This window comes from Arthrobacter sp. ATA002 (assembly GCF_026898095.1).
Classification (GTDB): Bacteria; Actinomycetota; Actinomycetes; order Actinomycetales; family Micrococcaceae; genus Arthrobacter_B.
Map to the genome: position 1 here is coordinate 2,040,314 of NZ_CP114015.1, position 24,590 is coordinate 2,064,903.

General features: G+C 64.8%; 18 protein-coding genes and 5 pseudogenes. 13 read left to right on the forward strand and 10 right to left on the reverse strand.

Annotated features, from left to right (window positions below):
* The first annotated feature begins 45 nt into the window (after positions 1 to 45).
* Both OL239_RS10010 and OL239_RS19500 read left to right on the forward strand, forming a co-directional pair.
* Positions 46 to 1,395, forward strand: a complete 1,350-nt coding sequence (locus tag OL239_RS10010; RefSeq protein WP_329609187.1) for a TolB family protein — start codon at positions 46 to 48, stop codon at positions 1,393 to 1,395.
* Entirely contained in the window at positions 1,341 to 2,084 is a 744-nt protein-coding gene (locus OL239_RS19500; protein WP_329609188.1) for an alpha/beta hydrolase family protein, read from the forward strand. The genes OL239_RS10010 and OL239_RS19500 overlap by 55 nt, the downstream gene beginning before the upstream one ends.
* Here OL239_RS19500 and OL239_RS10015 read toward each other — a convergent pair.
* The gene (locus OL239_RS10015) at positions 2,081 to 2,650 is read right to left on the reverse strand and encodes a peptide deformylase (RefSeq protein ID WP_268911731.1); all 570 of its coding nucleotides are present in this window, start codon (positions 2,648 to 2,650) and stop codon (positions 2,081 to 2,083) included. The two genes, OL239_RS19500 and OL239_RS10015, sit on opposite strands and share 4 nt — an antisense overlap.
* A gap of 139 nt (positions 2,651 to 2,789) precedes the next feature.
* On the opposite strand from OL239_RS10015, the gene OL239_RS10020 reads away from it, so the two are divergent.
* The gene (locus tag OL239_RS10020) at positions 2,790 to 3,377 is read left to right on the forward strand and encodes an SOUL family heme-binding protein (protein ID WP_268908822.1); all 588 of its coding nucleotides are present in this window, start codon (positions 2,790 to 2,792) and stop codon (positions 3,375 to 3,377) included.
* Between the two features lie 96 nt (positions 3,378 to 3,473).
* On the opposite strand, the gene OL239_RS10025 is transcribed toward OL239_RS10020, so the two are convergent.
* On the reverse strand, positions 3,474 to 3,779 hold the full coding sequence (locus OL239_RS10025; RefSeq protein ID WP_104054271.1) for a DUF4193 domain-containing protein: 306 nt from the start codon (positions 3,777 to 3,779) through the stop codon (positions 3,474 to 3,476).
* A 1,103-nt stretch (positions 3,780 to 4,882) separates the two neighbouring features.
* Here OL239_RS10025 and OL239_RS10030 point away from each other — a divergent pair.
* From OL239_RS10030 to OL239_RS10045, 4 genes are all read left to right on the forward strand, one after another.
* Complete coding sequence (locus OL239_RS10030; RefSeq protein ID WP_268908823.1) at positions 4,883 to 5,767, forward strand: tyrosine-type recombinase/integrase; 885 nt, start codon at positions 4,883 to 4,885, stop codon at positions 5,765 to 5,767.
* 5 nt (positions 5,768 to 5,772) lie between these two features.
* Positions 5,773 to 6,105 carry a helix-turn-helix domain-containing protein gene (locus OL239_RS10035; protein WP_268908824.1) on the forward strand — a complete coding sequence of 111 codons (333 nt, stop codon included), beginning with the start codon at positions 5,773 to 5,775 and terminating at the stop codon, positions 6,103 to 6,105.
* Positions 6,106 to 6,448: 343 nt separating this feature from the next.
* Positions 6,449 to 7,645 carry a hypothetical protein gene (locus tag OL239_RS10040; RefSeq protein ID WP_268908825.1) on the forward strand — a complete coding sequence of 399 codons (1,197 nt, stop codon included), beginning with the start codon at positions 6,449 to 6,451 and terminating at the stop codon, positions 7,643 to 7,645.
* Positions 7,642 to 8,310: a hypothetical protein gene (locus OL239_RS10045; protein ID WP_268908826.1), complete on the forward strand. Its 669-nt coding sequence runs from the start codon at positions 7,642 to 7,644 to the stop codon at positions 8,308 to 8,310. Before OL239_RS10040 ends, OL239_RS10045 begins: the two co-directional genes overlap by 4 nt.
* A gap of 219 nt (positions 8,311 to 8,529) precedes the next feature.
* On the opposite strand, the gene OL239_RS10050 is transcribed toward OL239_RS10045, so the two are convergent.
* Positions 8,530 to 9,633, reverse strand: a complete 1,104-nt coding sequence (locus tag OL239_RS10050; protein ID WP_268908827.1) for an ATP-binding protein — start codon at positions 9,631 to 9,633, stop codon at positions 8,530 to 8,532.
* A gap of 370 nt (positions 9,634 to 10,003) precedes the next feature.
* Between OL239_RS10050 and OL239_RS10055 the strand changes: the two genes are divergently transcribed.
* The 4 genes from OL239_RS10055 (at position 10,004) to OL239_RS10070 (ending at position 14,164) form a co-directional block, all read left to right on the forward strand.
* Positions 10,004 to 11,425, forward strand: a complete 1,422-nt coding sequence (locus OL239_RS10055) for a glycosyltransferase family 2 protein (RefSeq protein ID WP_268908828.1) — start codon at positions 10,004 to 10,006, stop codon at positions 11,423 to 11,425.
* 319 nt (positions 11,426 to 11,744) lie between these two features.
* Positions 11,745 to 12,233 carry a hypothetical protein gene (locus OL239_RS10060; protein WP_268908829.1) on the forward strand — a complete coding sequence of 163 codons (489 nt, stop codon included), beginning with the start codon at positions 11,745 to 11,747 and terminating at the stop codon, positions 12,231 to 12,233.
* A gap of 255 nt (positions 12,234 to 12,488) precedes the next feature.
* Entirely contained in the window at positions 12,489 to 12,938 is a 450-nt protein-coding gene (locus tag OL239_RS10065) for a YciI family protein (RefSeq protein WP_268908830.1), read from the forward strand.
* Positions 12,935 to 14,164, forward strand: a complete 1,230-nt coding sequence (locus OL239_RS10070) for an RNA polymerase sigma factor (RefSeq protein WP_268908831.1) — start codon at positions 12,935 to 12,937, stop codon at positions 14,162 to 14,164. The genes OL239_RS10065 and OL239_RS10070 overlap by 4 nt, the downstream gene beginning before the upstream one ends.
* A 221-nt stretch (positions 14,165 to 14,385) precedes the next feature.
* On the opposite strand, the pseudogene OL239_RS10075 reads toward OL239_RS10070, so the two are convergent.
* The 7 genes and pseudogenes from OL239_RS10075 to OL239_RS10105 all read right to left on the reverse strand — a co-directional run bounded on the left by OL239_RS10075 (position 14,386) and on the right by OL239_RS10105 (position 21,657).
* Positions 14,386 to 15,473, reverse strand: a pseudogene (locus OL239_RS10075) (Gfo/Idh/MocA family protein).
* Positions 15,474 to 15,508: 35 nt separating this feature from the next.
* A pseudogene (locus tag OL239_RS10080) lies at positions 15,509 to 16,206 on the reverse strand (ThuA domain-containing protein).
* 12 nt (positions 16,207 to 16,218) lie between these two features.
* A pseudogene (locus OL239_RS10085) lies at positions 16,219 to 17,222 on the reverse strand (sugar phosphate isomerase/epimerase family protein).
* Positions 17,219 to 18,462, reverse strand: a pseudogene (locus tag OL239_RS10090) (Gfo/Idh/MocA family protein). The pseudogenes OL239_RS10085 and OL239_RS10090 overlap by 4 nt, the downstream one beginning before the upstream one ends.
* Before the next feature lie 30 nt (positions 18,463 to 18,492).
* Positions 18,493 to 19,386 (reverse strand): carbohydrate ABC transporter permease, encoded by an 894-nt coding sequence (locus OL239_RS10095; protein ID WP_268908832.1) that lies wholly within the window; start codon positions 19,384 to 19,386, stop codon positions 18,493 to 18,495.
* A 1-nt stretch (position 19,387) separates the two neighbouring features.
* Positions 19,388 to 20,335 (reverse strand): carbohydrate ABC transporter permease, encoded by a 948-nt coding sequence (locus tag OL239_RS10100; protein WP_268908833.1) that lies wholly within the window; start codon positions 20,333 to 20,335, stop codon positions 19,388 to 19,390.
* Entirely contained in the window at positions 20,332 to 21,657 is a 1,326-nt protein-coding gene (locus OL239_RS10105) for an ABC transporter substrate-binding protein (protein ID WP_268908834.1), read from the reverse strand. Before OL239_RS10105 ends, OL239_RS10100 begins: the two co-directional genes overlap by 4 nt.
* Before the next feature lie 232 nt (positions 21,658 to 21,889).
* Here OL239_RS10105 and OL239_RS10110 point away from each other — a divergent pair, with 232 nt between their 5' ends.
* Both OL239_RS10110 and OL239_RS10120 read left to right on the forward strand, forming a co-directional pair.
* Complete coding sequence (locus OL239_RS10110) at positions 21,890 to 22,930, forward strand: LacI family DNA-binding transcriptional regulator (protein WP_329609189.1); 1,041 nt, start codon at positions 21,890 to 21,892, stop codon at positions 22,928 to 22,930.
* 356 nt (positions 22,931 to 23,286) lie between these two features.
* Positions 23,287 to 24,566: pseudogene (locus tag OL239_RS10120) on the forward strand (extracellular solute-binding protein).
* Positions 24,567 to 24,590 lie beyond the last annotated feature (24 nt).

Consider the following 24,590-nt stretch of genomic DNA (forward strand, 5'->3'; position numbering starts at 1 on the left):
GCCGCCTGCGCGGCCGGGAATTAAGCCGGTAGTAGGCTCGGCTGGGTGAAACCATGTGACCTGAATCTCCTGCAGTCCGTCTCCGCTCCTACTATCCACCCGGACGGCACGCACGCCGTGGTGTCCGTAACCCGCCCCGACTTCGCCGCTGACGCCTACGTGGGCCAGCTGTGGACCGTTCCGCTGGCCGGCGCCGCCGCCCCGCGCCGCCTTACCCGGGGATTCGCCGACACCCAGCCGCGGTTCTCCCCGGACGGCACGGTCCTGGGGTTCCTGCGGTCCATGCCGGGCGGGAAACCGCAGCTGTATGCGGTACCCGCCGCCGGGGGTGAACCCGTCCAGCTGACCGACCGGAAAATGGGCGTGGGCGCCTTTAATTTCTCCCCGGATTCCGCGCAGCTGGTGTTTTCCTCGAGGATTCCGCAGCACGGCCGGTATGGAACGGTCGACGGCGTGGGTCCGGGGGCCGAGGATCCGAGACTGATCAGCACCTACAAGTACCGGGTTAACGGCGCGGGTTACACGGCCGACAAGCGGACACAGCTTTTCCTGCTCGACCTGCCGGCGCTGGACGCCGAGCCCTGGATCGCTCCGGCTGGCCGGGCCGGGGAGCACACCGGCACTGAGCCCGTCAGCAGGGGCCGGTTCCCCGAGGCCCGCCAGCTGACCCATGCCGACGCCGACGCCGCCGCTCCGGTGTTCTCCGCCAACGGCAAGCAAATTCTCTTCACCGCCGCGCTTCACCAGGGTGCGGACGAGGACCTCGTGTCCGATGTGTACAGCGTTAGCCTGACCGGATCGGCGGCGCCCGAACGCCTAACCAACACGGGGAACCGGGAAGACATGCTCCTGGCCGCTTCCGAGCCGACTCCCAGCGCCGATGGAAACTTGCTCTACTTCCTCGGGCAGGAACTCTCGGCTTCCGGCACGGACTTCGTGGCCCGCAATACGGCACTGTATGTCCTTCCGGCCGACGCGGCCGGAACGGCCCGGCGGCTGACCGATCCCGAGTCCATTGACCTCGCCGAAGGCGGCATCGTTGCCGGGGAGGGCTCGGCGGTCCTGGTCTTCAACCGCACCCGCGGTTCCGTGGAACTGCTGCAGGTGGATGCCGACGGCGCCCGGCAAACGCTGGTCCCGGGCCCGCGGGTGGTGCAGGGCGCGGCCGCGGCCGGCGGCGCCGTCGTCGTCAGCTATGCCGACGCCGCCACGGTGGGCGAGATTGCCGCAGTGGACGACGGCGGACTGCGGCGGCTTACTGACTTCTCGGGGCGGCTGCGGGCCGAAACACGGGTGGCTCCGGTGCTGGAGGAAACGCACCCTTCCCGGACGAATATCCGGTGCACGGCTGGGTCATCCTCCCGGAGGGTGCCGGCCCGCACCCGGTGCTGCTGAATATCCACGGCGGCCCGTTCGCGCAGTTCGACTGCGCCTACTTCGACGAAGCGCAGGCCTACGCGGCGGCAGGCTACGCCGTCGTGCAGTGCAATCCGCGCGGCTCGGCCGGCTACGGGCAGGAACACGGCCGGATCATCAAGGAGTCGATGGGCACCCGGGACCTGGACGACGTTCTGGCCTTCCTGGACGGGGTGCTGCAGTTCCACCCGGAGCTGGACCGCCGCCGGCTGGGTGTTATGGGCGGCTCCTACGGCGGTTACCTCAGCGCCTGGACGACGGCGAACGACCACCGGTTCACTGCTGCCATCGTGGAGCGCGGTTTCCTGGATCCGCTGTCATTCGTCGGATCCGCGGACATCGGCTGGTTCTTCGGCGCCGGGTACACCGGAACCGATCCCGAGAAGGTGCTGGCCCAGAGCCCGATGGCCCGGGTGCGCGATGTCCGGACGCCCACGCTGGTGATCCATTCAGAGGAGGACCTGAGATGTCCCGTGGAGCAGGCCCAGCGTTACTACACCGGCCTGAAGCAGAACGGGGTTTCCGCTGAGCTGCTGCTGTTCCCGGGGGAGAACCACGAACTGTCCCGGGCCGGCACCCCGTGGCACCGGCGGCAGCGCTTCGAGCACATCCTGCGCTGGTGGGGGCAGTGGCTGCCGACGCCGGCTAATCCCGAAGCGGCAGCCTAGAACCCCAGTGTGCGCCGGGCCTCGTCGACGGACGGCGAGGCCCAGCGGCGCAGGTATTCGGTGTTGCTGCACAGGGACCGGGTGAGGACCTTATCCACATAGACGGTGCCGTGCAGGTGATCCGTTTCATGCTGCACGATGCGGGCCTGCCAGCCCTCGAAGCTCCGTTCCACAGCGGCGCCGTCCGCATCGGTGTACTTCAGCGCTGCGGAGCGGTAGCGGGGCACGACGCCCTGATAGCCGTTGAAGGAGAGGCAGCCCTCGAAGAACTCAGCGGTCCCGGTGCCGAGCGGTGTGCAGACGGGGTTGATTGCCGTGAAGAACGGCAGGGGATGGCGCTCCCTCATGTCACTGATCTCCGGGTCCGCATCGAACTGGTCCTCCAGGACCGCGACCTGCAGGGGAATGCCCAGCTGCGGTGCTGCCAGTCCCACGCCCGGAGCGGCGTGCATTACCCGGCGCATCAGCGCGATGAAGGCACTGAGCTCCGCCGGATTCAGCTGCCCGTCATAGGGCAGGGCCGGCTGGCGGAGGGCGGGATGGCCGAGCTGGACGATCGGCGGCATCTCCAGCTCGAGCAGCGGCAGGACGAGGTCGCGGATACGGGTTGTTTCTGTGGGCACCGCCCTATCCTAAGTGCCTGCGGCCGTCCCGGCGCCGCCGACTGTTCTCAGGCGGTGACCGGGGCGGTACGCTCAGCCCACTATGACAGAGCAGCAGCCGTATACAGTGCTGGACAATCTCCCCGGGTTCGAGCTGCGCCTTTATCCTTCGCACCTCGTTGCACAGGTAACCGTCCACTCGGCACTGGAAGACGCGGGCGGCACCGCGTTCGCGTACCTGTTCGGCTACATCAGCGGGGAGAACACCCTCGGGACCGGCCAGGCCCGAGGCGGCGTTGCCCCGGTTGCCGGAGCTGCCGGAAGCGGCGGAGATCCGGCCGCCGTTGCACGGCGCATCCCCATGACCGCCCCGGTGCTGCTGCAGCCCGAATCACTTGCCGGCACCTATACGGTAGGTTTTGTCCTGCCGGCATCGCTGTCAGCGGCAACCGCGCCGGATCCGGCCGATCCCGCCGTGTCCCTAGTAGCGGTGCCCGAGGCCCGGGGCGCAGCCGCGCGGTTCACCGGCCGCTGGACAGCGCACAATTATGAGGATCATGCGGCGGCCCTGGGGGAGGCGGTGGCCGCCGCCGGCCTGACCGTGCGGGGGCTGCCGCGGTTCGCGCTCTTCGATCCGCCCTATAAACCGTGGTTCCTTCGCCGGAATGAAGTGGTCCAGACGGTCGAATAGCGGGACGGCTGGCTGCGCTGCTGGCTGCGGGCAAAAAATACCGGTTTGGGTGCCGGTGGCTAGCCACGGCGCCCAAACCGGGAGGCGGTGCGGTGTTCAGCCTTCGCAGTCCACGCAGTACTTGTCGCCGTTCTTTTCCTTGGCGATCTGCGACCGGTGCCGTACCAGGAAGCACGACATGCAGGTGAACTCGTCGGCCTGAGCCGGGACAACCTTGATCAGCAGTTCTTCACCGGACAGGTCAGCACCGGGAAGTTCGAAACCGTCGATGGCATCCGTTTCGTCAGCGACGTCCCGAACAGCCGTCATTGCGCCGCCGCGCTGCTGGGCTTTCAGTCCTTCAAGGGAGTCGCTGGGGCGGTCTTCTTCCTTGACGCGCGGAGCATCGTAATCAGTAGCCATGGGAAGTGCTTATCTCCTGAATTTTGGGGGGTTGAGCGTAGATCATATAGGCAGTCGGGCTCATTTCACCAACTGGAAGCGTGATGACGAATCTTAGGGCCTGTGCAGCTTCCAAGGAAGTGATCGGCGTCCTATTTCTTGTCCAGTTTGCGCCCCGACGAGATCCTGTTTCCCTGCGTCCGGATCCGGAAGTCCGGGACCAGCGGTGCGGAGACTTATGTCAGGCGGCCGATCCAGTGCCTCAGGAGCCTCCCTGAACGTTATGACAACCTGCGGACGCTGCACTGGGGCACCGGTCAGGGGCCGCCGGTGTTATGTCAACAGACGGGAGCCCCGATTCCGTTAGCGGCATCCGGCGGGGGACATTATGTCAACCGAAGCGCCCGGCGGGCAGAAGGGGCCCGGCCCGTCCCGGGCGTACCTGTGTGTGCACTTCGGAGCCGGCGGCAGAGAAGCAGCTGCCGGGTGGAGCGGGCCGCGGTAGCTGGCCGGCAGCGGATTCCTGGCTGCGGAGCCACGGAATAGCCAAAAAACGGGGGATTTGCACCGAAAAAGCCGGCCGGCGGCTGCATGCGGGAAACCCTTTCGAGGCCTACTCCATAACGCCGATAATCTACATTATGTCAAGTAAAGCAGTGATTATTGCATCCGATGCACGACAGGCCCTCCTTCGCCGCCACATGGAAACCACACTGCATGGATGACCACAACACCGTCTCTGACCTGCGGAAACGTCCTTTAGGAAGTCGGGCCGAGTCCTTTCTTGCACGGCAATCTGAATCGTTGGAACTGGGCTGCACGCCTCAGTCAGGACGCTCTGACCCGCGGATTTGCAGGCCGCCTTCATTAATTGCATGATTCATGCATCAGATGCAATCTTTGGGAGGGTTCGTGGCGATCGATTCAGCGGGACGGGTACTTGATTTCGGGGCGGTGCGTTTCCTTCACCCCGAGGATCATGTGTTTGCCCAGATGCTCGATGGCTGGCGCAACAACAGTTGAGCAGGAATCTGGCGTTTGGCACGATCGAGTCCCGCGAACGGCTGGTAACGCGATTCCAGGAATCCACGAACGAGTACCCGTGACAGTGGACGCCGGCCCACGTGGATGAGTTCTTTGGGGATCTGCGCAGCGTCAAGCACGCCGCACAGTCCACCATCAGGAGCTATCAGGCAGCGCTGAGGGCGTTCTGTTCCTATGTGGCCTCGCCTGATTATGGCTGGGACCGGGTCTGCGAACAGTATTTCGGAACGCACCCGTCGCAGGTCTGTTTTGACTGGAACACAGCGGTCCACGCCCAGGCAACCGAATCGGGCCCCAAACGGCGCCCCTTCACCAGGCAGGAACTGCAGGCCTTCTTTGACCGGGCCGATGACGAGGTGGACCGGATCGCGGCGCTGGGCCGCAAGGGCTGGCTGCCCGCCTACCGGGACGCCGTTCTTTTCAAGGTGGCCTACTGCTGGGGCCTGCGACGCAACGAGGTCCGGCACCTGCAAACAGTGGATTTCTCCCGGAACCCGCACGCCGGCGAATTCGGCAAATTCGGAGTGCTTCAGGTCCGGTACGGGAAAGCCATGAAGGGCTCACCACCCAAACGCCGCAGCGTCCTGACCGTGTTCGACTGGTCCGCGGAAATCGTCGCCGATTGGCTGGAACAAGGCCGCCCGCACATGACCGACGGTCTGGACCTGTTTCCTTCCGAACGCGGCACCCTTGTCTCCGAGACGGCCCTGAACCGCCGCTTCAACCGCTACTGCGAAGACCTTGGCCTCTCCCCCGGTTTGGATATCCATTCACTGCGTCGCTCCTACGTCACCCACCTGATCGAATCGGGAATGGATCCCCTGTTCGTCCAGCACCAGGCGGGGCACGAGCATGCCTCAACCACTGCCCTCTACACCTCCGTCTCCAGCGACTACCGGGTCAAAACACTGCGCCGCGCCCTGGATTCCACCATCCGGGACGCCCTCGCCGAAATGGGAGACTGAACCTCATGAAACGAGAGATTGACTACCGGTGGCGGCTTGCAGAACTCATGGCCGCCCGGGGAATGCATAACAGCACCGACCTCAGCCCTTTGCTGAAGGAACGCGGCATCGAACTCTCGGCCTCCCAGGTCTACCGGCTCGTCACCCAGCGTCCGGAACGCGTCTCACTGATGATGATCGCCGCGCTCTGCGACATCTTCTCCTGCGGGCCCGAGGACCTGGTCACCGTCACGGCAACAAATGCCAAGGTCCGCAAGGTCGCCTCCGACGCCAACGTCGTGGACCTGAACAAGACCATCAGACCCAAACGCGCCCGCGTGATCCGCGATGACGGCTGAGATCACCCCGCGGTCTGGCGTCCGCGGACGGCCCCGCACAGCCGGGGCCTTTACCTGCGACCGATGCTCCCGAGCAGCCGGCAAACACCGTGCAAGCTGGCCAGAAGGCAGGATTTGCGGAACCTGCTTTACGGTCGCCATGCGCAGCCACGGAACCTGCCCCGGCTGCGGAACAGAGCGCATGCTCCCGGGCAGGTCAGCTTCCAACGGGGACCAGCCGGTCTGTGTCGATTGCGCAGGTATCGCCCAGGACTACCGCTGCTCCAGCTGCGGCACGGAATCCGAGCACTACCGCCAGAAAACCTGCGCCCGCTGCTCACTCCGGAACGATCTCACGACGCTGTTGCGCGTCGACGAGTTCCAGGGCCCGGAAACGACGGCAGCGAAACTGCTCGCCGCGCTCTGCGGAGCCCAGCGTCCCGAAAGCATCCTCACCTGGCTCCGCAGGACGGGGGTTCGTGAACTGCTCGAACGACTCGCCACCGGCGACATCCCCCTCAGCCACGTAGCGCTCGATAAGGAACCCAACAGTCCTCGGGTGGAACATCTGCGCAGCCTGCTCATCCACCACAACCTGCTCCCAGTCCGGGACCACTACCTTGCTCTCTTTGAGCGGTGGTTGCCCATTAAGCTGGACGACATTGACGACCCCGAGGTTCGGCGACCTATCGAGTCCTTCGCCCGCTGGCACCACCTGCGGCGCATCAGGAGCCTCTCCACAGACGGGAAACCCACCCGCGGTCCCGTGCACAGCGCGAAGCAGGAAATCACCGAAACCATCAAATTCCTCATCTGGCTCAAGCTCACCCACGGACGGACCGCCACCTCCTGCGTTCAGGCCGACGTCGACGCGTGGCTGGCTGACGGCCCCACCACCAGGCACGCCATCCGGACCTTCTTCATCTGGGCGGTCAAGAACCGGACTTGCACCAACATCACCATCGGCTTCCGGCAGGCTAAGACCGTTCCCCTGCTCACCCAGGGCCAACGGCTCGCCATGCTCAAGACCTGCCTCACGGACAATACCGACACGCTGTCCTACCGGGTCGCCGCAGTTCTCCTGCTGCTCTACGCCCAGCCGGTAGTGAAGATCGCCGCGATGAAAAGCACCGATGTGATCCTCACGCCCGAGGGCCTGCATCTTTCACTCGGCGACGGCGACGGCGACCCAGCGCCAGTACCTGAACCGTTCGCCGCCCTGATCACACAACATCTGGCCTCCCGGCCCAACATGCGCACCGGAAGCAGTTCCGGCAGCCAGTGGCTCTTCCCTGGCTACCGCGCCGGGCACCATATCCACCCCAACACCCTCATGGACCGGCTCCGGGAAAACGGCATCAACCTGCTGGGCGCACGCAACGCATCCCTTCGTGCCCTCGTCACGGAAGTTCCTGCCCCGATCGCCGCCGAGATGCTCGGCTACAGCTACCAAGTCACACAAAAACACGCCGCCGCGGCAGCCGAACCGTGGTCGCGGTACCCGGAGTCCAACATTCATCCAGAGCACAGCGCCAAGGGTCTCACTAGGATTGGCAGATGACGCTTCGCTCTGTCCTCGACGTTCCTCCCGTGCTGGCCTGGCGCGCGGACCACGTCCGCGCATCGACCCCGGTGACACTGGACTGCCTGATACCAGCGACCTACCCGGCCTACGCGCGCGTGCTGAACCCAGCATTTTCTCCAACCGGCCAGGTCTTCAGCTGGATGCAACTGGCCGGCAGCACCTTAACAGTCGATGCTTCCACCCAGTGGGACGAGATCGTCTCCAGCAGCGAGTACGAACTTGATGCACTCGTCGAACCGGAAATGGGCACCGTAGCTACGCCGACTGCGGCCCGCCTGGCTCGGATTCTGGAACCAAAGACAACTACGCCAGCCGAATGCTTCTTCCTCGTCTGGGAAGGCTACGCCGGACTGCGGGACGACGTTCGTCACAGCCCCACGGTCACCGTCAGCCCTGACCGGCTCATGCACGTCCTGACCGGATCGGTGCATGACGCAACGGAACCGGTCGAAGACGAACCGGGCCGGCTGCCGATGTGGTGGCTGCCCGCCGACGGCGCCTGGTGCGTGGGCAACGACATTTACGCGCGCAGCGTCTTTGTCGGTGCCAGCATTCCCGTGATCGCCGCCATCGTCCGCGATCCGGTGCTCGAAGCCTACGCAACCACCGGAAATCACCTCATTGTCCCGGAGGACTTCTAATAAGCCGACAGACACAGCAACGAGCGGCACAGTTGCGTCCACGGCTCGACTCCACACAAATCCACCCGAATAGTGCCGGAACGAATATGCACTGTTACCACTAGCCTCGATTAGGGCGTCCCCCGCGCTGCCGTGGCGCCCACTGCCGGCCTCAAGGAGAGCTACCCGCGCAGGCAGTGGCCCGAGCCGCGGAACAGCCGGGCGTGCAGGACCACAGCCTCAGCTGCGGCGCAGGTGTTCCCGCAGTCCGGGAATGGCAAAGTCGAGAACGCCGCGTCCCGCCGGCTGCACCAGGCCTGCGTCGATCAGGCGGGCCCGGTAGTTGCCGATCGTATTCTTTTGGTTCCCGAGCCGCTGTCCAATATCGGCCGTTGACGACGGGCCGTCATCCTCGGCCATCGCCCGGAGGAAGTCGAGATCCTTGGGTGAGGCAGTGGAAAGTGCGGCACCGATCACCACGCGGGTGTTCCTCCGATGAGCAGCGGCCAGTGCGAGGTCCACGGACTCTGCCGTCAGCGGAGCATCAGCCGCCTCCGCCAGCTGCCACAGATGGTAGCCAATCAGCTGGATCAGGAACGGGTAACCGCCCGTGGAGACGGCGGCAGTCCTTACCAATCCCGCCTCCAGCTCATGGGTCAGCCCGGTAAAGGTCTCCCGGTAGGATGCCTCCACCTCGTCAACGGCTGCAGCATGCAGATCAATCCGGTCGGCCCGGCGCAGGAAGGTCGCCACCCCTTCATTGAGCAGGTCGGAAACGGCGGCCGGAAGGCCGGCGAAGACCAGGGCGATCGGCAGCCCGTCCCGGATGAAGTGCTGCACGGAGGCTGCCAGCTGGGCCAGCTCATCCCGGTCGGCGCCGTGGATTTCGTCCAAGGTGATGGCTAGACCAGTCCCCCGCTCGTCGAGCAGGCGCAGGAGCTGTTCACCCACTTGGCGCCATCCGGTTTGCTGCTCGGGCGGGAGTTCAGTGGTGAGGGAGAAACCCGCCGCGCTGATTCCGGTGATCCTGCGGCCGGGGGGTCCGCCGCCCAGCTCCTCGGCATGCACCCGCATGGACTCCCCTATCCGGCCGAGGAATCCGCGCGTCGCCGTTTCCGAGACGACGGCCCAGCCCTGGCTGCGGGCCGCGTCCTCCGCTTCGCCCAGCATCACCGTTTTGCCGATTCCGCGGGCTCCGGTAAAGATGGTCAGCAGCCCCGGCGCGCCGGAGCGGATGCGCAGGCCGTAGGCAAACTCGTCCAGGAGCCCGGCGCGGCCGATGAGCTGGGGCGGTTCGGCCCCCGCCGTCGGGCGGAAGGGATTCCTTGCCGGATCAGCTGCCATGTCTCCTCCTGTGAACTCTTGTGTACACAGTGTACTTGGGTGAACGCCGCCGGCGGCCGGCTGACCTGGCAGTGCCCCGTCAATGACCTCGCCCAAAGCGCCCCGGCCGGGCCGCCGCAAGCCTGCGGACGAGAAGGCCGGTACTCGTGGAATCCGCCGGCCGAACGCAGGAAAACATTTCACGTGTCACATTCAGATAAATCCGGGTAATTTATGAAATGGCACCTGAGTAAATACCGCATAGGCCCTTCACGGTCAAGTTGTTGAGGCTTTCTTGAGTTTATCCTGCGGAAAGCTTGTGCTTTAAGTTCGAAGATCGATTTGTTCCCATTCAACCGTGTGGGGCATCAAAACGGACCATGGAGGCGCAGTGACTGCAATCGACGTTCCACCGGAGGTGGACTATTTGAAGGTGGTTCACCGCAGAATTCAGGACCGGGCCACGGCGCGGGCCACTATTGCGTGCGTTATCCCTGCATACAACGAAGAAGACACGATAATCAGCGTCCTGAGCGCCCTGCTGAAGCAGACGCGGCTCCCCGATGTTATCCATGTCGTTGTCAACAACAGCGACGATGAGACGTTTTATTTGGCACGTGAATTCGCCGGAGCGCATGAACATACCTACCAGGATGTGACGTACCGGACCGAGGTATTTGTGCACGACATCGGGGTCAATACGGATAAAAAAGTCGGGGCACTCAATTACGGTTTTTCCCAGGTCTGCAACGACTTCGATTACTTCCTCGGAGTGGATGGGGACACCGTAGTGGACAAGCACGCCGTGCAGTACCTGGAGGAGGAAATCCTCAGTGATCCCCGGGTCGGAGGAGTTTCGGCCATTTACACCGTGGCTGAGCCGAAGGCCAAGGGATTCATGGCGAAATTCCTCGCTGCCGGCCAGCGTGCACAGTTCGCTGCTTTCAACATGGACAATCTTGTCCGGGGCCGCAACATGGCCGTCCTCGGCGGGCAGTGTTCCATCCTGTCCATGGAAGCGCTCCGGAATGTGCTGGTGGAGAACCGGCAGGCAACACCCTGGGTCAAGGACTCGGAAGTCGAAGATTCACTGGTGTCCCTGCAGATCAAGAATATTGGTTACGCCACGAAGATTTCCGCCCGGGCCCGGGCCTCGGTGGGCGGGATGGACACGCTTAGGTCCCTGGACGGGCAGCAGGTCAAATGGAACTACGGTGCCATTGACCTCATGTGGCCGGGCCAGCGCAGCAACACTGCCGGGCAGCCTTTCCATCCGAACCTGAGGCTGCGCTGGAGCGAGAACGTGTCCATGCTCTTCAACATCGTCACCCGGATCTCATTCATCATCCTGCTTTGCGCATCCCTGAGCATTGATGCCTACGTCTTCTATCCGGTCTGGCTCATTCCGCCGCTGGTCGCAGTGGTCCTGAATCTGCGCATCGCTCTCTCTGTTTCAAAAAGGTCGCCGCGGGACATAGCCTTTGCCCTCCTTGCAGTACCGGCCGAAATCTACCTGTGGCTGCGCATGGGGCATTTCGTGCGAGCCTGGGCCAAGTTCTTCACCAGCCATCAGACGGACAATTGGGCGGCCCAAGCCCGCGCAGAGCGCGGAGCCGGCTATGCCTACTTGATGCCCGCCGTCGTCGCCGTCATCATCGGAGCCGGCCTGGTCTACGCCTGGGCCCAGTTGCCGGTTCAGCTGCAGTCGGACATTCTGGCCATCGGCTGGCCGGTCCTCTACATCACCACCATGGTCCAAACCGCGTTCATGCTTCGAAAGGCACTTCGGCGGCACCGCGGGTTCCGGGTATGAACCGCGCCCGGCACCGTGCCGGCACGGCCACGCCACCGTCCGCCACCTTTTTTGAGGTCCCCGTGTCCCCGCCGCCATCCCGGATTAGCCAGCGGCTCCCCCAGCCTCTCCCCCGGACCCTCAGCCTGCTGGCCCTGTCCGCTGTGCTGGCCCTGTCCGGCTGCGGAATACCCGGCCTGCCCGGGGCCACGGGAGCTCCGGACCGAGGTCCCGCTGCGGTGGAACAGGCGGTGTCCGTGGAAAAGACAGCAGACCCGCCCGCAGCGGCGAATCCGGCTCCCGCCGATGCCCTGCCCACCGACGCACCCCCTCCGGGGATGTGCAGCCCGTTCCCACCGGTGATCTCGCCGGAGGATCCCACAGCAAGCGGCTGGGTGCTGCCGCCCACACGCTGGTGATCGACTACTGGACGCCGGACAACCCCGCCGAATGGACCCCGGACTCAACGCCGATCGTGAATTTCACCGCGCGGATTGACGGGACGGGCGGCGGAGAGGAAATCCGGGTCACCCGGTTCAACGCACGGGTCGATGCCCTGGCAACTGTGCTGGCCAACGACACCGGCAGCTTCGCGGTTGAACCGCCCTATGCCTATTCCTCCGCGGTGGCTGTGCCGGCGAATCCCGGCGCGGACGCCACCACCATAATCTTCACCCTTGACCTGTTGACTGAAACCGCTCCCGGGAGCGGGATCTTCACCCGCCAGACAGTTATCGACTCCCTCACAGTCGGCTATTCCCAGCCCGGACCGGCCGCCGACAAGCACGATGCCGGTGACGGCGGAACACCGAAAGCCGCGGACGGCTGAATCCGGGAGTGCCGCACAACGCGCAAACGGCGCCCACCATTAGGGCGGGACCATCCGCGAGCGCCGCAGTTCGAATGAAAGGAGCCTGTCCCCCGCTGTCCATGAACCCCTCACCGCCTCCTGCAAGCATGTCCTGCAACCACTTCCCCGCCAGCGCCGGAAAAGTTTTGTTCGGGTGTCGATATCCCGGGGTCCCGATCGACGGGATAGTAGAAGACGCACAGCGCGTCCTCACTTCCCAAGGAGCAGGCCATCATGCAGTACATGTTCATCATGCGGTCCACCAACGAGGCAAAGGAGGCCTTCAAGAACACACCCACGGAAGAAGTAATCAACCAAATGGGCGCCTACAACGAGTCCATGATCAATGCGGGTGTCCTGCTCGCCGGCGAGGGGCTGGCCGATGTGACCCGGGACAGCGGATTCGTGGTCGACTTCGCGGAGGATCCGCCGCTGGTGACCGACGGCCCGTACGGAGAAACCCATGAGCTGTTCAACGGATTCTGGATCATCCAGGCCGCATCGGAGGATGAGGCAGCCGAGTGGGCAATCCGCTGCCCGCTGGGTCCGGGCTCGAAACTTGAGGTGCGCAGGGTGACGGACGCCGGAGACTTCGCTGACTTTGCGGACAACGAATACATCCAAAAGGAAGAGGGATGGCGTGAAGCCGAAGCCCGGGCCAAACTGCGCGCTGACAACTCATGACCGAGTTTGTCCGCCGCCGGCTGGAAGCGGTCTGGCGCATCGAGGGCCCCCGGATTGTTGCTGCTTTGGGCCGCATGACCGGTGACGTCGGCTTTGCCGAGGACATGGCGCAGGAAGCCGTTGCCGATGCCCTCGCTCAGTGGCCGGCAACCGGGGTGCCCCGCAATCCCGGAGCATGGCTGACGGCCACAGCCAAGCGCAGGACAATTGATGCCTGGCGGCGTTCCACCCGGCTGGAGGAGCGCTGCCGGGACTTGGCCCGCACCCTCCGGGATGAGCCCGAAGCCCACTGGAACCCGGTTCCGGATGATGTGCTGGCGCTGGTGTTCACGGCCTGTCATCCCGTGCTGTCCCGGGAAGCTCAGGTGGCCCTCACACTGCGCGTCGTGGGCGGGCTCTCCAGCCGCGAGATCGCACGGCTGTTCGTGCTGCCCGTGGCCACCGTGCAGCAGCGGATTGTCCGGGCGAAGAAGCTGCTGTCGGCCGCGAAGGTCCCCTTCGAGGTTCCCGGGCCCCAGGAATGGCGGCCGCGGCTGGGCGGCGTTATTCGCGTTCTCTACCTCATGTTCACTGAAGGGTATGCGGCGACTTCCGGAGACCGCTGGATCAAGCCGGAACTGGCACAGGAGGCCCTGCGGATTGCACGGATCCTGGCCGGCCTCGTCCCGCGGGAACCGGAGGCCCATGCCCTCGTGGCCCTGATGGAGTTCCAGGCGTCACGCTTTGGAGCCCGCACCGAAGCTGACGGTACGCCCGTGCTGCTGGCCGACCAGGACCGCACCCGGTGGGACCGTGCCCAGATAACGCGCGGCGCCGCCAGCCTTGCCCGGGCCGATGCGCTCGGCCGGGGCCGGGGGCACTATGCCCTGGAGGCCGCCATTGCCCAGTGTCACGCTGCGGCGCCGTCGGTCCCGGATACGGACTGGCCGCAGATAGTCCTGCTGTATGAGGCCCTCGGCCAGTTGCAGCCCAGCCCCGTCGTGGACCTGAACCGGGCCGTGGCGGTCTCCATGGCTTCCGGGCCGTCAACTGCCCTCACCATCGTGGACCGGCTCGCCGCGGCGGGCGGACTGCGCGGAACGTATCTGCTGCCCAGTGTCCGCGGTGAACTCCTTGCCAGGCTGGGCCGCACCGATGAGGCACGCGCAGAACTGGAGACCGCAGCGGCCCTGGCCGCCAATGACCGGGAACGGAAAGTCCTGCAGGACAAGGCCGGGGCGCTCTAAAGGAGAGCCTCCCGCGAGTGCCGTCGCGGCTGCTTCAATGATCTGTGCTGGCCCGGCCATCCGCGAGCGCCGTGTCGTGGGCCGGAGGATGGTCGATGACGCAGTTATCCCACGGGCATTCGAACAAGTGTTCTAATGCCAGTGGGATAACTGTCTTCCCGGTACTGCGGTGGTACCTGCCGTACACGGACGGGCGTATCCGGCAGGTAGAGGACGGCGGCTTAGGCGGAACGCTCCGCTTCCACACCCTCCGGCTGGACGAGGCCGACGGCGGCGGGACGCTCGCAGGTACTGAGCACCGGTACCGAGCCGCCTGACTCAGCGGAGGTAAGCACTGCCTCCATGACCTCCAGCACGTGGAACCCCAGCTCGCCGCTGGCGCGCGGCAGTTCGCCTGCGGGGGTTTGGGCCAAATCCTGCAGGCCGATCCCCGGGACGATCCGGCGTAACCTGCGGATACCGGCAGCACCTCCCAGTCCTCGGCGCCCAGCGTACGCAGCTGCACCTCGCCGTCGAACCGGTTGGGGTCCGGAACCGTCAGCGAGCCGGTTTCGCCGTGGACTTCAATGTTCGCCGCATGGGTTGCCACCGCATCGAAGCTCATGACCAGCGTGGACAGCGCACCTGATGCATGGAACAGGACACCGGTGACGTGGGTGGGCGTGCTGACCGGAATGACTTCGCCGGCACGGGGTCCGGAACCGATGGTGCGGGTGCTGCGGGTGCTGCTGGCGGCTCCGAGGACGGAGGTGACCGGCCCCAGCAGGGTCACCAGGGCGGAGACGTAGTACGGCCCCATGTCCAGCAGCGGTCCCCCGCCCGGGACGTAGTAGAAGTCGGGGTTCGGGTGCCAGCGCTCGTGGCCCGGCGTGACCATGGTGGCCGTTGCGGAGACCGGTGCGCCGATGAGCCCGTCGTCGATGGCCCTGCGGGCGGTCTGGATGCCGGTGCCCAGGACGGTGTCCGGCGCCGAGCCCAGGATCAGCCCCGCATCCTGCGCAGCCTGCAGCATGGTCTGCCCTTCGGCGGCGCTGGCGGCCAGCGGCTTTTCGCCGTAGACGTGCTTACCGGCGGCGAGCGCCTTGAGGGCAATCTCGGCGTGTGCGGCGGGGATGGTCAGGTTCAGGACCAGGTCCACCCCGTCGTCGGCCAGGAGCTCATCCACTGTGAGCGCGCGGACTCCGGGATGTGCTGCCGCCACTTCGCGGGCCCGGTCCATGTCCAGGTCCGCGACGGCGGTGAGGGCCACCGCGTCCAGCCGCGGGAAGGTCTCCAGATAGGCTGCACTGATGTTTCCGCATCCCACCATGCCGATCCGCAGTGCCTTGGCGGGTGTGTCGGTGCTTAGCGGCTGGCCCACAGCATGCCCCTCTCGATAATGGCGGTTACATTCGGGTCCTGCAGGATCTCCACGGAGTGTCCGGGGTCGCCACGAATATCCGGCCCTTGCCCCATTGCCGGGTCCACACGGCGGGGCAGGTGACGGGCCGGTGCCAGGCGTCCCATTCCCGGGCCGGAAGCGTGGTGGTGGCCAGGACGTCGATGTAGTCGTCGGCCAGTACCCAGTACTGTTCGGTCCGGAGGTCAAAGTCACCGATCCCGGCGGTGATGGGATGGTCAGCGGCGGCGGGCAGCATATTGACCGTGTAGTCGATGAAGTTGTCCGAGGCGTCGCCGATCCTTTCGTCCGGGTGTTTGCCCGGATGACAGGCGAACTGTCCGCCGATCAGGTGCAGGTAGTCCGAGTTGTTGCGGTAGGAATCCGCGATGCCGCCGTGCCAGCCGGCCATTCCGGTGCCGGCTGCAATAGCGGCCCGCAGCCCTTCGAACTCTTCCTGCTCAATGGTGTTCATAGTGTTGCACTGGACAATCAGGTCAACCCCGGCCATGTACTCAGCGTCGGCGTAGATTTTCGGTGATTCTTCGATCCGGACCTCAAACCCGTTGGCCCGCAGGTGCGGCAGGAAGAGTTCCGTGGCTTCGACAGGCTGATGTCCGTCCCAGCCGCCCCGAACAACGAGGGCCCGGCGTGTGGTGCTCATGAAGATAGTCCTTTACTTGGTTGCGAAAGCTGAGTCGAACGCCGCGTCCGGCGGAGTGATCCGGGCCAGCGATTTCACCAGGGCCAGGGCCCCGGGACCGCCAACCAGGCGGTCCATGCCGGCGTCTTCCCACTCCACGCTGGTAGGGCCGTCGTAACCGATGGCGTTGAGCATCCGGAAGATCCGCTCCCACGGCACGTCGCCGTGCCCGGCGGTCACGAAGTCCCAGCCGCGGCGCGGATCGCCCCACGGCAGGTGCGACCCCAGGCGGCCGTTGCGGCCGTCCAGCTGCTTGACCGATTCCTTGACATGGACGTGGTAAATCCGGTCCCGGAAGTCATAGAGGAATGCTGCCGGGTCGAGGTCCTGCCAGATGAAGTGCGAGGGGTCGAAGTTCAGGCCGAACCCTTCACGGTGCCCGATCGCTTCGAGGGTGCGCTGGGCGGTCCAGTAGTCATAGGCAATCTCGGACGGATGGACTTCCAGGGCGAAGCGCACCCCCACCTCGTCAAAGACGTCGATGATCGGGTTCCACCGGTCCGCGAAGTCCTGGTAGCCGCGTTCGATCATGCCGTCGGGCACCGGCGGGAACATGGCCACCGTTTTCCAAATGGCGGAGCCGGTGAATCCGGTGACGGTCCTGACGCCGAGCCGGGCTGCGGCGCGGGCGGTCATCTTCAGTTCCTCGGCGGCCCGGGTGCGGACTCCTCCGGGTTGCCATCTCCCCAGACCCGGGTGGAGACGATGCCCTGATGCCGCTCGTCAATGGGATCGTCGCAGACGGCCTGCCCGTTGAGGTGGTTGGAAATCGCGTACACCGAGAGGTTGTTGCGCTTGAGGACGTCCAGCCGGTCCTGCAGGTACTCGTCATCCTCCACCGCCCGCCAAACATCCAGGTGGTCGCCCCAGCAGGCGATCTCGAGGCCGTCGTAGCCCCACTCCCCGGCGAGCCGGGCCACTTCTTCGAACGGAAGGTCGGCCCACTGGCCGGTGAACAGCGTAATCGGGCGGGTCATCGAATCTCCTTTATTGCGGGGGTGAATGCTGTGCCGGCAGGGTTCGGGTCGGTGCCCACCGGGGTCCAGCGGCTTTCAGCGGCGGCGCTGTCCTCGACGGCGCCGAGCACCCGCTGCACCTGGAGGGCATCGGAGAACGACGGCGTGGGCTGGTTTCCGGCGGCCAGCGCGGTCACCAGGTCCACGGCCTGGTGGGTGAAGCCGTGCTCGTAGCCCAGCCCGTGTCCGGTGGGCCACCAGTTACCCGTGTAGGGATGCTCGGGTTCGGTGACCATGATCCGGTGGAAGCCCTGCTCTCCGGGACGGTCGGCGCCGTCGTAGAACTGCAGGAAGTTCATGTCCTCGAAGTCAAAGGCCAGCGAGCCGAGGGTGCCGTTCACTTCCAGGCGCATGGCGTTCTTGCGGCCCAGCGCGGCGCGGGTGGCTTCGAAGACGCCGATCGGGCCGCCGTCGAACCGGGCGGTGAAGATCGCGGCATCGTCCACCGTCACGTCACCCATTTCCCGGTCTTCCCCGGTGGCCCCGTGGCCGCCCAGGCCCACGAAGTCCCCGCCGACCGGGCGCCGGCGGGTGAAGGTCTCGAGCAGGGCGGAAACGCCCGTGATCTGCTGTCCGGTGACGAACTGGGCGGCATCGATAATGTGGGCGCCGATGTCGCCCAGCGCACCGGACCCGGAGAGGTTGCGGTCCAGGCGCCAGGTCAGGGTGCCGTCTCATCGGAAAGCCAGTCCTGCAGGTACTGCGCACGCACCTGGCGGATTTTTCCCAGCCGCCCGTCGTCGACCATTCGTTTGGCCAGCGCCAGTGCCGGGGTGCGGCGGTACGAGTATCCGCACATGGCGAAGACGCCGTTCCGGGCCGCCTCCTGGGCGGCGGCTGCCATTTCCTCGGCCTCCGCCACGGTGTTGGCCAGGGGCTTTTCGCACAGGACGTGCTTTCCGGCGCGCAGGGCGGCGATGGCTATTTCGGCGTGCGTGTTGCCCGGTGAGCAAATATCGATGAGGTCGATGTCGTCGCGTTCGATCAGGGCCCGCCAGTCGGTCTCCGTGGAGGACCAGCCCATTTTGCGGGCTGCTACGTCCACGGCCTCCGCGTTGCGGCCGGCGAGGGCCGTCAGCTCGGGGGTCAGGGGCAGGTCGAAGAACCGGTGGGCGCTGCGCCACGCGTGGGAGTGGGCAGCGCCCATGAAGGCGTAGCCGACCATCCCGATCCGGAGCGGGGTGGTTTCTGCCTGCGGCATGGAAGTTCCTTTCAGTGGAAGTGCTGGGTGTTACTTGCTGAATCCGGCGGTGAGTCCGCTGAGCAGCTGCCGGCGGCCGACGATGTACAGCACCAGGATGGGCAGGGTGGTGAGGACCACCGAGGCCAGGACGGCCGGAATGTTCACGCTGTACTGGCCCTGGAAGGTCCAGAGCGCGAGAGGCAGAACGCGCAGGTCCGGGCTCTGCGTGAGGATCAGCGGCAGCAGGAAGCCGTTCCACACGCCCAGCGCGTTGTAGATGCCCACCGTGACGATGGCGGGTTTGGTCAGCGGCAGGGCCAGCCGCCACATGGTTTGCCATTCGCTGCATCCGTCCAGCCGCATTGATTCAAACAACTCGTTTGGCACGTCGCGGATGAAGTTGGACAGGATCAGGACGGTCAGCGGGATGGCGAACGCGATGGAGGGCAGCACGAGTGCCAGCAGGCTGTCATAGAGGTTCAGCCGGATGATCATCAGGTAGATGGGAATGATCGTGGCCTGCAGCGGAATGGCCAGGCCCAGCAGGAACAGTCCGTTGGAAAACCGCAGGAAGCGGCTGTTGCCGCGCACGATCGCAAACGACGCCATGAAGGATATGGTCACTGCCGGTATGACGGTGCCCAGGGTGATGATGGCGCTGTTCAGGAAGTACTTTGCGAAGTCCGCTTCGAGCACCATCCGGTAGTTCTCCAGGGTGGGGGAACTGGGAACGGCAAGGGGATTCTGGGAGAAGTATCCGGCGGAGGTTTTCAGGCTGGTAATGACCACGTAGTACACGGGGATGATGATGATCGCGAGCCAGACCCAGCCGGCGAGTCCCCCGGCGTAGTTCAGTTTCTTCCAGCGCTGCCCCCGCCGCGAGGGTTGTCCGGTGTCGGAGGGCCTGGGCGAATCCGGCCGCTTGGTGGCTGTTGCAGTCATGTCACATGCCTTCCAGTTGGCTGCCGTTTTTGTCCTTGCCGCCCAGGCGCTGCAGGGCCAGTGCCAGGGCAAGGCCGATTAGCACCAGGATCACGGCGAGAACGCTGGCCGGTCCCATCAGGTTGGCCCGGAACCCCGTGAGGTACATGTCCAGGGCCAGGATGCGGGTCGAGTTGCCCGGCCCGCCGGCGGTGAGCACGAAGATCAGGTCAAAGTAGGTCAGGGACCCCACCACCATCAGGGTTGAGGACGTGATGATCGTGTACTTCAGCTGGGGAAGGGTGATGTGGAAAAACTGCTTGACCTTGCCGGCGCCGTCAATTTCCGCTGCCTCGTACAGTGACTTCGGAATCTGCCGGACGCCGCCCTGGTAAATGAGGGTGTGGAAGGGAACGAACTGCCAGGCAATGACGAAGATGACGACGAAGAGCACCAGCTGCGGGTGTCCCAGCCAGTCCTGTGCCAGGGCCGGAAGGTTCAGGCCCTCCGCCAGCCCGAAGTTCGGATCCAGCAGTGCTTTGAAAGCAATGGCGATCGCCGCCGAAGACAGCAGCAGCGGCAGGAAGTACAGCACCGCCAGGAACGCCCGGTAACGCTGGCTTCCGGCCGTGAAGACGCCCAGCAGGATACTCAACGGCGTCTGGACCAGCCAGGAAACGATCATGATGAGGAACGTCAGCCGCAGCGCGTTGTGCATCACCGGGTCCGCCAGCACCGAAAGCCAGTTGCCGATTCCGGCGAGCGAAATCGCGCCGATGCCGTCCCAGTTCGCAAAGCTGAGGACGAAGACACCGACCAGGGGAACGACGGCGAAGACCACGAAGAAGAACAGCGCCGGAATGACCAGCCACCACAGGGCCCCGGTCTTGCCCCGGCCGGCGTCCTGCACCGGAGCTTTGGAACGGCGGGCCGCGGCGGGGACGGCGGCCGGGGGTACAGCCGCGATCATGTGCCCAGGGTCGCATTCATGTTCGACGCGAACTGCTCCGGGGTAATCGCGAGCAGGAACAGCTGGTCAATGTTGCTCAGCAGCGCCTCGGCCGCGGTGGGGCTCAGAGCCTGGTCCCAGGACTGCTGGAAATTCGGCGCGTTCTTCGTCATTTCGTACTGGTAACTCAGGAAGTCCTTATCGGCGGACTGTGCCAGCTTGTCCTCAATGCCCGTCACGATCGGCACGGATCCCGTTTCTATGTAGGCGTCGATCTCCGTGTCGGTGAGCAGGCCCTCCTTGAAGAACTTCCTGGCCGCTTCCTTTTCACTGTCGGAAGCCTTGGACGAAATGGATTGGTAGCCGGCGGGGTTGCCCACGGTGTTCGCCGGGTCGCCGGTTCCCCCTTCGACAGTCGGGAAATTGACCCAGCCGAGCTTGCCGTCCTCGACGAAGCCGGCGCCGTCGTTCTTCATCCCGCCGTAGGTCCAGCCGCCGTGCAGCATCATGGCAGCCTTGTTGGTGTACAGCAGGGCCTGGTCCGCGTTGCTGTCGGCGGTGATGGAGGTAAACCCCTTGATGAACCCGTCAGCCTTGACGAGATCCTGGATCATGGTGTTGGCCTGCAGCGCGGCGGGCTGTGACCAGGAATCGGGCTCACCGTTGTAGATGGCGGTGAAGACCTCGGGGCCGCCCACCCGGTCGTAGAGGTATTCAAGCCACATCATGGATGTCCAGCGGGACTGTCCGCCCAGGGACAGCGGTGCCACACCCATGTCATTGAACGTTTTGGTCAGGGCCATCAGGTCATCCCAGGTGGCGGGCGGCTCCGCACCGGCCTGGTCGAAGAGTTCCTTGTTGTAGTAGAAGATAATCGGGGTCACGGTCTGGGTGGGAATGGCGTAGATCTTGCCGTCAACTGTGGCCGCGCCGAACGTCGACTCGAGCAGCCGGTCCTTGACGTCCGGGTTCTCGTCGAACCAGCCCGTCAGATCATCAACCTGGCCGGCTTCGGCGTATGTGCGCAGGGTTCCGCCACCCCACCCGTAAATGATTGTCGGTGCCTGACCGGCTCCGATGGCTGTCTTGATCTTGGTTTTGTAGGCGTCGTTCTGGAAGAAGGTCGGCTTGATCTGGGCGTCGGAATTAGCCTCGTTGAAGGCATCGATGGTGTCCTGCCGGATGCCCTCGTCCGGCTGACCGCTGAGGGCCCAGATGCTGGCTCCTCCGGCGGAGGTGTCCCCGGGCCCGGACGTGCCGCAGGCCGTCAGGGTGTAGGCGGCGACGGGTGCAAGCACCGCCAGCGAAAGAAACGACCGACGGGAAGTAAACTTCTTTTCCATTCTTATCTCCATTGAAAAGAGCCGCATGACTGCGGCGGGGGATTCGCTCGCCCACCCGGGAGCAGGGAAAATTTCGAAACTTTTCGAAATAACTTCAGTGCTGATTTGAAAAGTACTGTGAGATGCGTCACCCGTCAAGTGTTTTTGATCAAGTATTCCTTCGCCCTTGACCCGCATCGCAGGTATCCGGCACACTTCTCAAATCGAAACATTTTCGCAAAGGAGCGTGGCCGTGCAGGTGAGCCAAACCGTAAAGCCCACGCTTGCCAGCGTCGCGGAACTCGCCGGCGTCTCGGTTCCGACCGTGTCCAAGGTCATTAACGGGCGGGACGACGTCGCCGAAACCACCCGCAGCCGGGTGCAGCTCGCCCTGGCCCGGCTGGGGTATGAATCCCCGGTCCAGCGGCGCCTGCGCACCAGCGCCCCGGCCCTGGTGGACCTGGTGTTCGACGGACTCAACACGTCCTACTCCCTGGCCATCCTCATGGGCATCACCAACTGCGCGTCCGCGGAGAACGTGGAGGTGGTCCTCAGTACGGTGACGCCGGCCAAACTCAAGAGCACCAATCACCTCGAGTGGTCTTCACGGCTGGCCGATTCCGGCCGGCGGGGCCTCATTCTCGTGACCTCGGAAGTGACCACCGACCAACTGGAAGCGTTCGAACGGCGGAACATCCCCGTGGTGGTCATTGATCCGCTGAATCCGCCGCCGACGGGTTTCGTCAGCATCGGAGCCACCAACTGGGCCGGAGGCAAGGCCGCCGCCGAGCACCTGCTGGAACTCGGGCACCGGCGCATCGGCTTCATTGGCGGGCCCGACGCCGCCGAATGCAGCATGGCGCGGCTGCATGGCTACCTGGCTGCGCTGCGGGCCTGCGGCGTCGAAATCCGGGACGAGTACATCCTCAGCGGGAACTTCAACCTCCCCTCCGGGGTCCGGGGTGCGGCCCAGCTGCTCTCGCTCGCCGAGCCGCCCACAGCCATCTTTGCGGCCAGCGACCTGACCGCGCTGGGGGTGCTGGACGAGGCTCGCCGCCGGGGACTTCGGGTGCCGGATGACCTGAGCCTGGTGGGGTTTGACGGCACCGACCTGGCCGAGCAGTCAGTGCCACGGCTGACGTCGGTCAGCCAGCCCCTGCAGGAAATGGGACGCTCCGCCCTCCGCAGCGTCCTGCGGCTGGCCAACGGCGAAGCGCTGGAGTCCCTCCACGTCGAATTCGCCACCGCACTCGTGGTGCGGGACTCCACTGCTGCCCCGGCTTCGGCTGCCTGACCGTCCGGCAGGGTTCTCCGCCGCGCCAAGATGCCCGGAGTTTTCCGATGATGCCTTCCGCCGGGACGGGAGTGCGCCCGTGTGTCCTGCACTGCCTGCCACCCCGGGGCCGTCACATTTTGATTCAGGGAACCGGGTTCATGCGGTGATGGCTGGATGTGCAAATAGTGGAACGTAATGAATGGTTAGCGCTAACAATTTTCCTTGCCGCAGCTATAGAGGAGGTCTAGGCTCGGGCCAGCGGAGTACTCCTTGGGGAGTGGACCGGGAAATTGAATCCGACGTGCACAAAGGAGTGACGCGTGAAAATACCACTGTCAGGCGCCGGACCGGCGCTTAACCGCCGGCAACTGTTGATCGGCACCGGTGCGCTGCTTGGAGGCGCGCTCACCATGGCCTCGCTCTCCGGATGCCAGACCCCCGGCGCCGGCGCCGCGCAGAACCTGCGCTTCTGGCACCTGTTGTCCGGCGGCGACGGCATCAAGATGCAGGGAATGATCGACGCCGCCAACGCGCAAAACCCGGACTTCACCGTCACCCCGACCGTCCTGGCCTGGGGTGCCCCTACTACACCAAGCTTTCCATGGCATCGGCCGGAGGGCGGCCGCCGGAACTTGCCATCATGCACGCCAGCCGCGTTGTGGGCTACGCCCCCGGCGGCCTGCTGGACGAATGGGACCTGGACCTGCTCGCGGAAAACGGAGTGACGGAAGCGGACTTCGCCCCCCGCATCTGGGAGAACAGCAAGATTGACGGCAAGGTCTTCAGCATCGCCCTGGACTCCCACCCCTTCATCATGATGTACAACACCGAGATTGCCGCAGAAGCGGGGGTGCTGGGCGGTGACCAGCAGCTGATCCCCATTAGTTCCCCGGAACAGTTTCGGGATGTGGCCCTGGAAATGCAGAAAGTCACGGGCCGGCACGGGCTGTCGTACGGCTACCTGGGCGACGGTGCGCAGATGTGGAGGCTCTTCTACACCTTTTATCGGCAGCACGGCGCTGAAATGGTCCTCAAACAGGGCGAGACCGCCGTGGTTGACCGTGACGTCGCCATCTATTGCCTGCAATTCATCCGCTCACTGCTGGATGACACGATTACAACCAGCAGCGGCGACATCAACACGGCTATTGCAGAATTTGCCGGCGGCGATTCCGGCATGCTCTTCAGCGGGGTCTGGGAACTCCCCACCATGAAGAACGCCGGCATTCCGCTGGGGGCCTCCCCCATACCCACGTTGTTCGGCACTCCGGCAGCCTACGCCGACTCCCATGCTTTTGTGCTGCCGCATCAGCTGAACCTTGATGACGGACTGCGGCGGGACTCCTACAAATTCGTGGCGGACGTGCTGAAGGGATCCTTCGCCTGGGCCGAGGCGGGTCACATCCCCTCCTACCAGCCCATCGTCAAATCGCTCGAGTACGGCGCGCTTTCGCCGCAGGCCAACTACGCGGCTGCAGCGGACATCATCAACTACGACCCCCGCGCCTACTTCTCCGGCTCAGGATCGGACTTCCAGACCTTCTTCGCCAACAGCGTCCAGAATGTCTTTCTCGGCCGGGACCAGCCGGAAACCGGCTGGGACTCCTTCGTCGAACGGCTCAATATCCTCCTGGCCAAGCCCAACCCCGTATAAGGGCGGACCAGACCCAACGTCTTC

Bases quoted from the DNA above. Each gene is read 5' to 3' on its own strand.
- OL239_RS10015 (WP_268911731.1), bottom strand. From the start codon at position 2,650: ATGCCGCCGATCGTCCAGCTCGGCCATCCCGCCCTCCGCCAGCCGGCC.
- OL239_RS10020 (WP_268908822.1), top strand. From the start codon at position 2,790: ATGACAGAGCAGCAGCCGTATACAGTGCTGGACAATCTCCCCGGGTTC.
- OL239_RS10025 (WP_104054271.1), bottom strand. From the start codon at position 3,779: ATGGCTACTGATTACGATGCTCCGCGCGTCAAGGAAGAAGACCGCCCC.
- OL239_RS10035 (WP_268908824.1), top strand. From the start codon at position 5,773: ATGAAACGAGAGATTGACTACCGGTGGCGGCTTGCAGAACTCATGGCC.
- OL239_RS10045 (WP_268908826.1), top strand. From the start codon at position 7,642: ATGACGCTTCGCTCTGTCCTCGACGTTCCTCCCGTGCTGGCCTGGCGC.
- OL239_RS10050 (WP_268908827.1), bottom strand. From the start codon at position 9,633: ATGGCAGCTGATCCGGCAAGGAATCCCTTCCGCCCGACGGCGGGGGCC.
- OL239_RS10065 (WP_268908830.1), top strand. From the start codon at position 12,489: ATGCAGTACATGTTCATCATGCGGTCCACCAACGAGGCAAAGGAGGCC.
- OL239_RS10070 (WP_268908831.1), top strand. From the start codon at position 12,935: ATGACCGAGTTTGTCCGCCGCCGGCTGGAAGCGGTCTGGCGCATCGAG.
- OL239_RS10095 (WP_268908832.1), bottom strand. From the start codon at position 19,386: ATGACTGCAACAGCCACCAAGCGGCCGGATTCGCCCAGGCCCTCCGAC.
- OL239_RS10100 (WP_268908833.1), bottom strand. From the start codon at position 20,335: ATGATCGCGGCTGTACCCCCGGCCGCCGTCCCCGCCGCGGCCCGCCGT.
- OL239_RS10105 (WP_268908834.1), bottom strand. From the start codon at position 21,657: ATGGAAAAGAAGTTTACTTCCCGTCGGTCGTTTCTTTCGCTGGCGGTG.